We start from the raw sequence: 10,433 nt of genomic DNA, 5'->3' as shown, positions 1-10,433 counted from the left end.
GTGCACATAGTCCTCGGCATGGGAGGGGACGTCGAAGTTGAAGACGTGGCTTACCGCCGGGATGTCGAGGCCGCGCGCGGCCACGTCGGACGCGACGAGGAAGCGAAGCGAGCCGTCGCGGAAGCCGTCGAGCGTCTTCATGCGCTGGCTCTGGTCGAGGTCGCCATGGATCGGTGCGGCGTCGAAACCATGCGTCTTCAGCGACTTCGCAAGGATGTCCACTTCCGACTTTCGGTTGCAGAAGAGGATGGCGTTGGTGCAGGCCTCGCCTTCCGCGTTGATGACCGCCCGCAGGAGCTCGCGCTTTTGCTTGGCGGTCTGGTCCTTGCGGGTCGGCGTAAGCTCGATCAGCCGCTGTTCGATCGTCTCGGAGGCCGTCGCCTGGCGCGCAACCTCGATCCGCGCCGGCGAATGCAGGAAGGCATTGGTGATGCGCTCGATCTCGGGTGCCATCGTGGCGGAATAGAAGAGCGTCTGCCGTGTGAAGGGCGTCAGCGAGAAGATCCGCTCGATATCCGGGATGAAGCCCATGTCGAGCATCCGGTCGGCTTCGTCCACCACCATGATCTGCACGCCGGTCAGGAGAAGCTTGCCGCGCTCGAAGTGGTCGAGCAGGCGGCCAGGGGTGGCGATCAGCACGTCCACGCCGCGGTCGATCAGCTTGTCCTGCTCGCCGAAGGAGACGCCGCCGATCAAGAGCGCCTTGGTCAGCTTGGTGTGCTTGGCATAGATGTCGAAGTTCTCGGCGACCTGGGCGGCGAGTTCCCGGGTGGGAGCGAGAACGAGGCTGCGCGGCATCCGGGCACGGGCCCGGCCGCGGCCGAGGAGCGTGATCATCGGCAGCGTGAAGCTCGCCGTCTTGCCGGTGCCGGTCTGGGCGATGCCGAGCACGTCCTTGCCTTCGAGCGCGGGTGGAATCGCGCCGGCCTGGATCGGGGTGGGGATTTCATAGCCGGCTTCGGCAATGGCTTGCAGGACCCGCGGGTCCAGCTTCAGGTCGGAGAATTTTGTCATCAGCGTCCAGTCGTTGCGGCATCGGGCCGCAAGGGTGAAGGGACGCGACTTCCGGGCGCCCCGGCGTTTGCCCGCCGGATGCGGGCGGTTCGCCCTAGCGCAAAACACTCCGAAGGTCAATCGGCCGTCGGAGGGCGGCCCGAAAGGGCGGCGCCGCCCGTCCTGGGGGGAACGGGCGGCGCCTTGGGCTTGGGTGTGTGGGTGGGTGTTTAGGTGTGGGTACTACGGGTACAATTTCCGGCAGGGAACCTGGGGGGGAACCTTACCGGCGACGGCGGCGCAGGAACGCCACCACCCCGAGCCCGGACAGGAGCAAAGCCCCTCCGGCGGGCACGGGCACGGCCGCCATGTCGAGACGGATCGCCCCGAGATGGTTGCCGGTTCCCGGCGAACGTGCGAGCACGTTCATCGAGATCAGGTACGTCCCCGGGCCGAGGTTGAACGCGCCGAAGCTGTGTTGCCCTCCGGCAAGCGCTGCGTCGAAGTTCATGCCCGTGTTCGGGGACGGAGTCACCGGGGCCGAGGTGGCCCCGAGCGAGGTGCCGTTATTGAAGACTTCGAACTGGTCCCCGGCAAGGAACCCATCCACGAGGGTGAGGATGGCATTGGCCGCCAGGGTGAAGCTGAAGCTCCGTCCGGCCGTGGTTCCCACGTCGCCATAGGAAAAGCGGGTCCATCCGCTGTCGGCGACGAGGTTGAGGGTCGCGGCCTGGGTCGGCATCGCGCCGAGCCCCGCCGTGACCGTTGCCGCTGCCACGGCCAGCGCTTTCAGGGTGGGTTTGAACATGGCAGCTCCTTTGTTGCGGCTGGCTCTCTAATTCTTTGGGAAATTGAGACATTTTTGGGGCGGCAGCGACGGCTGTTGAGAAAACCGAAACAGAGGCCGGCAGCACGGAAGGATCGGTTTCGGTCTGGCGACGATCACGGCGGGTTTCCGCGCATTTCGCCGCGATGCTGCCGCATCTCTGTCGGATTGGCGCCTCGGGAGGCGGCCGGTGCAGGTTCCGAAATGGCCGCGGAGGGCCGGTGCGGGCCGCAATTGCCACATTTCTGCCACGAAGAGATTCGCGGCGCCGGGAACAATCTGGGGATGAAAGCGGTGCCGGCCGAGGGCTTTGCCATCGACGGCTGCCCCGGTCTTGCCTAGTCTCCGGACCGGGAACGGGGACTAGACCATGCTGCCCATCCATGTCGTCAACCTCGCGCGGGAGGCCGAGCGGCTCGCCCGGATCGGCGCCGCGCTCGACGGGTTCGGTCTCGGCTGGACCCGGGTCGAGGCGCTCGACCGGCGCGCGGTGCCGGCCGGCGAACTGCGCGCGGCCTTCGGGTCCGGCCCGCTGTCGCGCGCCTATCCGGCGACACCGGGCGACATGGCCTGCTCGCTCACCCACCACCGGCTCTGGGACCGGATCGCCGGAGGCGCCGCCGAGGCGGCGGTGGTGCTCGAGGACGACGCCCTGCTTGCCGCGACCTTCCCCGCCTTCGCGGAAGACGCCGTGGCGCGCCTCATGCGGGACCACGCGATGGGGGTGCTGAAGCTTGAATTCTGGCCGGGACGCGCGCGGAGCCGGCGGCTTCCGCTCGGCCATGCGCTTGGCGAAGGCCCCGCGGGCACGACGCTCTACCGGCTGCGCAGCGGCTTTCTCGGCACTTGCGGTTACGTGCTTTCGGCACGCGGGGCAGAGGCGCTCCTCAGCCGGTTCCCCGCGCCGACGGTGCCGGTGGATCACCTGCTCTTCGGCCGCTCTGCCGGGATGGGCTTCGCGCTCCTCCGGCCCGGGTTCGTCTGCCCAGCACCGGTCCTGCACGACGTCGCCGCCTTCGCCTCCGACATCCGCCCCGAACGAAACCCGGCCCCGGCCCGGACGCTCCGCCGCCGCTGGCGCGACTGGCGGACGCGCCGGGCGGAGGCGGCGGAGGTCGGGTCCGGGGCCGCCGTGCCCGTCGCGATGGCCTTTTCGGTCGCATAGCGCCCCTTGCCCCCAGCCTCTGTTGTGCGACGATGGCGGTATCAGGACAGGAGGAAACGCCATGATCGAGAAATTCGCATCGGCCGTATGGACGGGCAGCCTCAAGGAGGGCGGCGGAACGCTCACCGCGCAGTCGGGGGCGTTCACCGGCCTGCCCTACACCCACGCCACGCGGTTCGGCGACAAGAAGGGCGCCAACCCCGAGGAACTGATCGGCGCGGCCCACGCGGGCTGCTATTCGATGTTCCTTGCCGCGCTGATGGGGGGCGAGGGGATCACGCCCGACAGCATCGAGACGACCTCGACCATCTCGCTCGACCCGACGACCGAGGGCGGGCCGACGGTGAAGAAGGCGCATCTGGTGACGAAGGTGAAGGCCGACGCGCCGGAGGCGAAGATCCGCGACCTGGCCGAGAAGGCGAAGGCGGGCTGCCCGATCTCGAAGCTCCTTAAGGCCGAGATCACGATGGAGGTGTCGGTGGGGTGAGGGGCGTTACACCGGGCGCCGCGCTGTCCCAGTGCAGCGCCCGGTAGTCGAAGCCGCGTTCGATCGTGGGCTTTACCAGCGCGAAATAGGGCGACAGGTCGAAGTCGCGCGGCGCGAACAGCGAATGGTCGCGGATATGCAGGATTTCGCGGCGCACCGGGTCGTCCGGATCGACCCTTACGTCCGGCAGGATCGGGTAGCGTATGGATTGGAAAGCCTGGGCGATCAGCGTCGAGCAGATCGCCCGTGTGGGATCGCCCGAGCCCAGTGCGATCATCCGCCGTCGCCAGCGTCGCGGGACCGGCGGTTCGGGCAGGAGATAGCGTGCGAGGTCGACGACGTTCCTGAGATCGTAGCTCCGCCCCAGCGACGCGCGCATGTAGGCCACGACGCGGGCGCGATCGGCCGCGTCAAGGTTGGCCGCGCGGCAGACACGGGTGTTGAGATGGGCATATCGTTCGAGCGCGACATAGCGGACCCCATGTTCGAGGTCCGCCTCGATAAGGTCGCAGCCGTCAGGGTCGCCGACGTAGAAGGCCGCATGGGACCAGGTCGAGGTGGTGAGATACTTGATCGCCGCGGAAATGCGCGCGTCACCCTCGACCAGCAGGATGTCGGCCGGGCGCAGGCAGGCACGCAGGAGCGGAAGCGGCGTGACGGCATAGGGCCGGTAGCGGCCCGCGGGCCGTTGCAGATAGCGGGCGAGCGCCCGCCCCATCGCTTCGGTCAGACGGTTCACCTGCCCTCTCGCGCGTGACCGTGGGCGAGTTGAGCATGGGAATGGCGCAGGTCCGGGTCAATCCTGCGTGAGATCGCGGCGGCGTGACCGGCGAAGGCCCGTCACGCCATCATCTCCTTGGTAGCGCTGAGCTTCAGCGCGGGATGGTCGCGGACAATGCGGTCGATGTCCCACTGGAGCCGCGTCAGGTAGACGATGTCGCCGTCATGGTCGTGGGCGATGTGGCCCTTGTTGGCATTGACGAATTTCTCGACATCCGCCTTCGGCCCCGTGACCCAGCGGGCGGAGGTGAACTGGGTGGGCTCGAAGCGCACCGGCAACTGGTATTCCTGCTCGATCCGGCTCGCCAGCACGTCGAACTGCAGTGCGCCGACGACGCCGACGATGAAGCCGGAACCGACGCTCGGCTTGAAGACCTTGGCGGCACCTTCCTCGGCGAACTGCATCAGCGCCTTTTCCAGGTGCTTGGCCTTCATCGGGTCGCCCGCGCGCACGGTTTGCAGCAGCTCGGGCGCGAAAGAGGGGATGCCGGTGAAGCGCAGGGCCTCGCCCTCGGTCAGGGCGTCGCCGATCCTGAGCTGCCCGTGGTTCGGGATGCCGATGATGTCGCCGGCCCAGGCTTCCTCGGCCAGTTCGCGGTCGGCGGCGAGGAAGAGGACCGGGTTCGAGATCGCCATCGGCTTCTTCGAGCGGACATGGAAGAGCTTCTGCCCGCGTTCGAAATGCCCCGAGGCGAGGCGGACGAAGGCCACCCGGTCGCGGTGCTTGGGGTCCATGTTGGCCTGCACCTTGAAGACGAAACCCGCGACCTTGCCTTCCTCGGGCGCGATCTGGCGTTCCGCGGCGGTCTGGGGCTGCGGCTCCGGCCCGTAGTCGCCGATGCCGGACATCAGTTCCTTGACCCCGAAGGAGTTGATGGCCGAGCCGAACCAGATCGGCGTCATATGGCCTTCGAGGAACGATTTCCGGTCGAAGGCGGGCAGGAGTTCGCGCGCCATTTCAAGCTCTTCGCGGAGCTTCTTCAGAAGGTCGGCGGGCACGTGCTCGGCCAGTTTCGGGTCGTCCAGCCCGGCGATGCTGATCGATTCCGCCACCCGGTTGCGGTCGGCGCGGTCCATGAGTTCCAGCCGGTCGTGCAGGATGTCGTAGCAGCCGATGAAGTCGCGCCCCATGCCGATCGGCCAGGACGCCGGGGTGACGTCGATGGCGAGGTTTTCCTGGATCTCGTCGATGATCTCGAAGGTATCGCGCGCCTCGCGGTCCATCTTGTTGCAGAAGGTCAGGATCGGCAGGTCGCGCAGGCGGCACACCTCGAAAAGCTTGCGGGTCTGGGATTCCACGCCCTTCGCCCCGTCGATCACCATGATCGCGGCATCGACGGCGGTGAGCGTGCGATAGGTATCCTCGGAGAAATCGCTGTGGCCGGGCGTATCCACCAGGTTGAAGCGGTAGCGGCCGAAGTCGAAGGACATGGCCGAGGCAGAGACCGAAATCCCGCGCTCCTGCTCCAGCTTCATGAAGTCCGACCGGGTGCGCCGCGCCTCGCCCTTGGCGCGGACCTGACCTGCCATCTGGATCGCGCCACCGAACAAGAGGAACTTTTCCGTCAGCGTGGTCTTCCCCGCGTCGGGGTGCGAGATGATGGCAAAGGTCCGCCGCCGGGCGATCTCGGCGGGCAGGGCGGGGCGGTTCTGGGCGGCGTCAAGCATGGCGGCGATATAGCCGCGCCCGTGCGGCTCCGCAATCTGCGGTGTCCCCGGGGGGCGATCAGGCGGGCCGCGCGATGAGAAGGTCGCAGGGCGCGTCGCGGATCATCCGCGCGGCGAAGCTGCCGATCAGCGCGTTGTGCAGGCCGCCGCGGGCATGGGCGCCGAGAGCGATCAGGTCGGCGCCCTCGCTGCGGACCGCATCGGTCAGCACCTGGCCGATCGCGCCTTCCAGCAGCGCCACCTTGCCGAGTGCGGCCGGCAGGGATTCCGTCCGGCGCCAGCCGGCCTCCGCCGCCTCGGCCTCACCGAGGAAGGAACCCACCGCATCGGCGGGCATCAGGCCGCGATAGGGCACGTGAAAGGCATGGACGCCGGCGAGCCGTGCTTCCGGGGCAAGCTCGGCGGCCTTGCACAGCGCGGTGGCCGAAGCGGGCGAGAAGTCGACGGCGGCGACAACCGTGCCATAGGGCGCGACCGCCGGCCGGCGCACGAGAAGGACCGGACAGCCGACCTGCCGCACGATCCGTTCCATCGTCGTCTCGCGGAAGAAGTCGGCCACGGGGCGGTCGCGGTGCACGCCGAGGACGAGGAGATCGGTCCGCTCGGCCGCCGCCAACGCGGCGATGGCCAGCGCCGGGTCGCCGCGCACCACGCGGATTTCGTGCGGCACCGTCGCGGCGAGCGGATGCGCCGTAACGATGTGCGCAAGTTCGGCTTCCGCCGCCCGGACCATGGTGTCGGCGATGCCCGCCGGCAGGCTGTCGTCGATCACGGTCACGATGGCGAGGCTGGCAGGCAGACGGCTCGCCAGCAGGAAGGCGCGCTGCACCGCGCGGTCGCCGCGTTCCGAAAGGTCGGTGGCCACGATCAGGTTCTTCATCCGGAACTCCCTTGGTCAACCCCTTCAGAGGTGGGCTTTCCGCCCCGGGGGGCAAGCCCGGGCGGCAATACGCCGCAAGCCGGGATCAGTCGCTGCCCGGACGGCGGAAGAGCCCTTCGCGCGCCGCCTCGTCGAGCAGATCCCGCCCCGCCTCGGTGCCGAAGTGCTGGCTCTGGCTGAGGCCGGGAAAGCGCGCCCGCACCTCCTCCGCCAGGTCGGGCGGCAGGAGGTTCACCGTCGCCTCTGACACCATCAGGCTTTCGGCCGGGATGCCCTCGGCATAGACGATCTCGTGCCGGTCGAAGACGAGGCTGTAGTAGTCGACATATCCGCCCTCGCGCCGCGTCACGCGGTCGCCGTCCACGAGGTGCTTGGCCTGCACGAGAAGCTCCGCCGTCCGACCGAGCCGCCGGGGACCCCGCTGATAGAGAAAGATGCGGTGGTGCGGGCTGACGATCAGGTCGGAATGGTTGCCGAGCGTGCCCGCGGCGATGACGACGGGCGCGAAGGCACCCCGGGCGCGCAGTGTCGCCTTGCCGATCCAGCGGACTTCCTGCGCGCCGTGGTCGCGCGTCAGGACCCTGTCGCCCGGCTCCAGTGCCTCGATCGGCCGCTGGGCGCCGCCCGGCAGGGTGATCATCGTCCCGGCGGCGAAGGCCACGCAGACGAGGTCGGCGACGCGGATACCCTCCACGTCGTCGCGCGCATCGATCAGGGTGTAGTCCACCCGCGGCGCGAGCGGCGAGAGCGGCACGGCGTAGGGCTCGCCCGTCGCCTCGTGCCGGATCACCAGCACCTCGACCCGGTCGCCATCGGGCGACATCAGGGTAAGGAGCGACAGGAGCGCGATCCGGTCGCCCGCCCGGCCGACGCCGGTCCCCTCGGCCAACATCTGGGCGCGACCGCCGTCGGCGGGGCGCAACATCAGCCGCACCGGCCGCGCGTCGGCGGCAAGCCGGTAGACGTCGCCCGGCTCTACCCATGCTGCCGCCGCGATCGGATCGCCGATGTTGGCCCCGCCGGCGACGCGAAGGGCGCGCGCCGGGTAGGCGTGCGCCGCCTGGGCGGGCAGGGCGGTCGGGTGCTCGGGCATTCCCGGTCCTTCGGCTCCGTGCGGCCTTGGTGGTCAGGCGCACCCAGCGGGCTTAGCAAAGCCGCGGCCCTTGCGTCAACGCAGGTCGCATCGGGCGCGGGCTGGCCTCGCCTCCGGGATCGGCTATCCTGTCGCGGCAAGCAAGGGAGGTGAGCATGGATCTCGGCATCCGCGGCAAACGGGCGCTCGTCTGCGCCGGATCGAAGGGCCTCGGGCGCGGCTGCGCCGAGGCGCTGGCGGCGGCGGGGGTGGACCTTGTCCTCAACGCCCGCGGCGCGGAGGCGCTCGCCGAGACGGCTGCGGCGATCCGCGCGGCGCATGGGGTGGCCGTGACGGAGGTCGCGGCCGACATCACGAGCGACACCGGGCGGGCGCAGGTCCTCGCGGCGGCGGGCGCGGTTGACATCCTCGTCACCAATGCCGGCGGCCCGCCGCCCGGCCTCTGGTCGGACTGGGGGCGGGAGGACTTCCTGCGGGCGCTCGATGCCAACATGCTGACGCCCATCGCGCTGATGACCGCGCTCCTGCCCGCCATGATGCAGCGCGGCTGGGGCCGGGTGGTCAACATAACCTCGCAATCGGTGAAGGCGCCGATCGCCCAGCTCGGCCTTTCCAATGCCGCCCGCGCCGGCCTCACCGGCTATGTCGCCGGAACCGCGCGGCAGGTGGCGCCGCAGGGCGTCACAATCAACAACCTCCTGCCGGGCATCCACGCGACCGACCGGGCCGACGCGCTCGACCGTGGCGTGGCGGCGGCGCAGGGCATCACGCTGGAAGCCGCCCGGGCCGCCCGCGCGGCGACGATTCCTGCCCGTCGTTACGGCACCGCCGCGGAATTCGGGGCGATGTGCGCCTTCCTCTGCTCGACCCAGGCGGGCTTCATCGTCGGCCAGAACATCCTTCTGGACGGCGGGGCGACGAATTCCACCCTTTGACCGGCGTTCGGTCGGACAACGCTCCGGAGGGGTGTCCCTTGGGGCGCCGGGGCCGGCGCCCGCCCGCCTTGCGGCCCGCCGCCCGGACTGCTATCCGGGCTGAAACCCGAGGATTTCGCTCGGGGAAGGGGTGCCCTTGACGACCATGCCGCCGATCATCGCGCCGCCGCGCCTCGAGGTCCGCCACCTCGTCCGCCGCTTCGACGGAAGCACCGTCGTCGACGACGTCTCGCTGACGATCGAGCCGGGGCAGGTCACCTGCCTGCTCGGCCCGTCCGGCTGCGGCAAGTCAACGACGCTCCGGATCATCGCCGGCGTGGACATGCAGGATGCGGGCACGATCCATGTGGACGGGCGTCTGGTCTGCGACACGGTCTTCCGCGTGCCGCCGGAACGGCGCCAGATCGGCCTGATGTTCCAGGACTTCGCGCTCTTCCCGCATCTCTCCGTGGCCGAGAACGTCGCCTTCGGCCTTCCCCGCGGCTCGGACCACGCAGGGCGGGTGGGCGCGCTGCTGGAGCGCGTCTCGCTGTCGGGCTTCGGCCCGAAATATCCGCACGAGCTTTCGGGCGGCGAGCAGCAGCGCGTCGCGCTCGCCCGGGCGCTCGCGCCCAACCCGCGCATCCTCCTGATGGACGAGCCCTTCTCAGGCCTCGACGAACGGCTACGGGACGGGATCCGCGACGACACGCTCGCGCTTCTGAAGGAAGAGGGCACGGCCGTCCTTCTCGTCACCCACGAGCCGCACGAGGCGATGCGCATGGCCGACGAGATCGCGCTGATGCGCCGGGGCCGGATCGTGCAGCGCGGCGCGCCCTACAACATCTACAACGCGCCCGTGGACCGCGAGGCGGCGGCCTTCTTCTCGGACATCAACATCCTCAGGGCGGAGGTTCGGGGCGCTCTGACGCAGACGCCCTTCGGCGAGTTCCTCGCCCCCGGCCTGTCCGACGGGACCGAGGTGGAGATCGTCATCCGGCCGCAGCATGTGAAGATCGACTTCGACCGTGCCGGCCGGGGCCCGAACCCGACGCCGGCCGATGGCACCGCGGCCCGCGCAACGGTTGCCCGGGCGCGCTTCATGGGGCGCGAAAGCCTCGTGGAGTTCCGCCTGGAGGAGGGAGGGCAGATCCTCAAGGCGACCGTTCCGGGCGTCTTCCTGCCGAAGCCCGGCACGGTGATGTGGCTGATGATCCGGCGCGACCGCTGTTTCGTCTTTCCGCGCCGCGGCTGATTTCAGGCGGTGGCGAAACGCGCGAGGTAGTCCTCCGCCGTCTTTCCCGGTTCGGGCAGGAAGGCACCGCCGTCATGCTCGATCCGCGTTGCAAGATCGACCCGGAACTGCCTGAAATCCCTGGACAGATCGCACCACGCCGTCAGCAGCCACGCGCGACCCCAGAAGTCGAGATGGAGGGGGCGGACGCGGCGGATGCGTTCGCCCCGGTCCGCGCCGGGATAGCCGAGGGTGAGCGTCAGGTGATCGCGGATCGCGCGGCGGATGAGGCCGAGGTGCGGGGCGGCGCGCGCGGCTTCCGCGCTCGCGAAGACGAAGCTGTCGGCGCCGGGGTCGTCCGGGCGGGCCGGCGCGACCGCGCCGATCTTGGCC

11 protein-coding genes are annotated in these 10,433 nt (G+C 69.6%); 4 read left to right on the top strand and 7 right to left on the bottom strand.

Translation table 11 applies throughout. The features are described 5' to 3' along the window. The coding region (locus F9K34_RS13630) for a DEAD/DEAH box helicase (protein WP_291337520.1) at positions 1–1,014 on the bottom strand (1,014 nt) is incomplete at its 3' end. 262 nt (positions 1,015–1,276) lie between these two features. Next, complete coding sequence (locus F9K34_RS13625; RefSeq protein ID WP_291337519.1) at positions 1,277–1,801, bottom strand: PEP-CTERM sorting domain-containing protein; 525 nt, start codon at positions 1,799–1,801, stop codon at positions 1,277–1,279. A gap of 388 nt (positions 1,802–2,189) precedes the next feature. Here F9K34_RS13625 and F9K34_RS13620 point away from each other — a divergent pair, with 388 nt between their 5' ends. After that, positions 2,190–2,984, top strand: a complete 795-nt coding sequence (locus tag F9K34_RS13620) for a glycosyltransferase family 25 protein (protein ID WP_291337518.1) — start codon at positions 2,190–2,192, stop codon at positions 2,982–2,984. Between the two features lie 61 nt (positions 2,985–3,045). Further along, positions 3,046–3,471, top strand: a complete 426-nt coding sequence (locus F9K34_RS13615; RefSeq protein ID WP_291337517.1) for an OsmC family peroxiredoxin — start codon at positions 3,046–3,048, stop codon at positions 3,469–3,471. On the opposite strand, the gene F9K34_RS13610 is transcribed toward F9K34_RS13615, so the two are convergent. From F9K34_RS13610 to F9K34_RS13595, 4 genes are all read right to left on the bottom strand, one after another. After that, positions 3,446–4,210, bottom strand: a complete 765-nt coding sequence (locus F9K34_RS13610) for a YiiX/YebB-like N1pC/P60 family cysteine hydrolase (protein WP_291337516.1) — start codon at positions 4,208–4,210, stop codon at positions 3,446–3,448. The two genes, F9K34_RS13615 and F9K34_RS13610, sit on opposite strands and share 26 nt — an antisense overlap. Before the next feature lie 101 nt (positions 4,211–4,311). Further along, the gene (locus F9K34_RS13605; RefSeq protein ID WP_291337515.1) at positions 4,312–5,919 is read right to left on the bottom strand and encodes a peptide chain release factor 3; all 1,608 of its coding nucleotides are present in this window, start codon (positions 5,917–5,919) and stop codon (positions 4,312–4,314) included. 58 nt (positions 5,920–5,977) lie between these two features. Further along, positions 5,978–6,799, bottom strand: a complete 822-nt coding sequence (locus F9K34_RS13600; protein WP_291337514.1) for a universal stress protein — start codon at positions 6,797–6,799, stop codon at positions 5,978–5,980. A gap of 85 nt (positions 6,800–6,884) precedes the next feature. After that, complete coding sequence (locus F9K34_RS13595) at positions 6,885–7,892, bottom strand: Hint domain-containing protein (RefSeq protein ID WP_291337513.1); 1,008 nt, start codon at positions 7,890–7,892, stop codon at positions 6,885–6,887. Between the two features lie 155 nt (positions 7,893–8,047). Between F9K34_RS13595 and F9K34_RS13590 the strand changes: the two genes are divergently transcribed. Together F9K34_RS13590 and F9K34_RS13585 are read left to right on the top strand one after the other, a co-directional pair. Next, positions 8,048–8,827, top strand: a complete 780-nt coding sequence (locus F9K34_RS13590) for an SDR family oxidoreductase (protein WP_291337512.1) — start codon at positions 8,048–8,050, stop codon at positions 8,825–8,827. Positions 8,828–8,972: 145 nt separating this feature from the next. After that, a complete protein-coding gene (locus F9K34_RS13585; protein ID WP_291337511.1) occupies positions 8,973–10,061 on the top strand; it encodes an ABC transporter ATP-binding protein in 1,089 nt (362 codons plus the stop codon). A 2-nt stretch (positions 10,062–10,063) separates the two neighbouring features. Here the strand turns inward: F9K34_RS13585 and F9K34_RS13580 are convergent. Then, positions 10,064–10,433: helix-turn-helix transcriptional regulator (locus tag F9K34_RS13580; protein WP_291337510.1), on the bottom strand; the 370-nt coding region annotated here is incomplete at its 5' end.

Source organism: Albidovulum sp. (genome assembly GCF_008933605.1).
In the GTDB taxonomy this organism is placed as follows: Bacteria; Pseudomonadota; Alphaproteobacteria; order Rhodobacterales; family Rhodobacteraceae; genus Albidovulum.
The sequence above is the reverse complement of the archived record's forward strand: the minus strand, read 5'-3'. Positions and strand labels throughout refer to the sequence as shown.

Coding starts and splice junctions, on each gene's coding strand:
- F9K34_RS13600 (WP_291337514.1), bottom strand. CDS start 6,799: ATGAAGAACCTGATCGTGGCCACCGACCTTTCGGAACGCGGCGACCGC.
- F9K34_RS13605 (WP_291337515.1), bottom strand. CDS start 5,919: ATGCTTGACGCCGCCCAGAACCGCCCCGCCCTGCCCGCCGAGATCGCC.
- F9K34_RS13595 (WP_291337513.1), bottom strand. CDS start 7,892: ATGCCCGAGCACCCGACCGCCCTGCCCGCCCAGGCGGCGCACGCCTAC.
- F9K34_RS13625 (WP_291337519.1), bottom strand. CDS start 1,801: ATGTTCAAACCCACCCTGAAAGCGCTGGCCGTGGCAGCGGCAACGGTC.
- F9K34_RS13585 (WP_291337511.1), top strand. CDS start 8,973: ATGCCGCCGATCATCGCGCCGCCGCGCCTCGAGGTCCGCCACCTCGTC.
- F9K34_RS13590 (WP_291337512.1), top strand. CDS start 8,048: ATGGATCTCGGCATCCGCGGCAAACGGGCGCTCGTCTGCGCCGGATCG.
- F9K34_RS13620 (WP_291337518.1), top strand. CDS start 2,190: ATGCTGCCCATCCATGTCGTCAACCTCGCGCGGGAGGCCGAGCGGCTC.
- F9K34_RS13615 (WP_291337517.1), top strand. CDS start 3,046: ATGATCGAGAAATTCGCATCGGCCGTATGGACGGGCAGCCTCAAGGAG.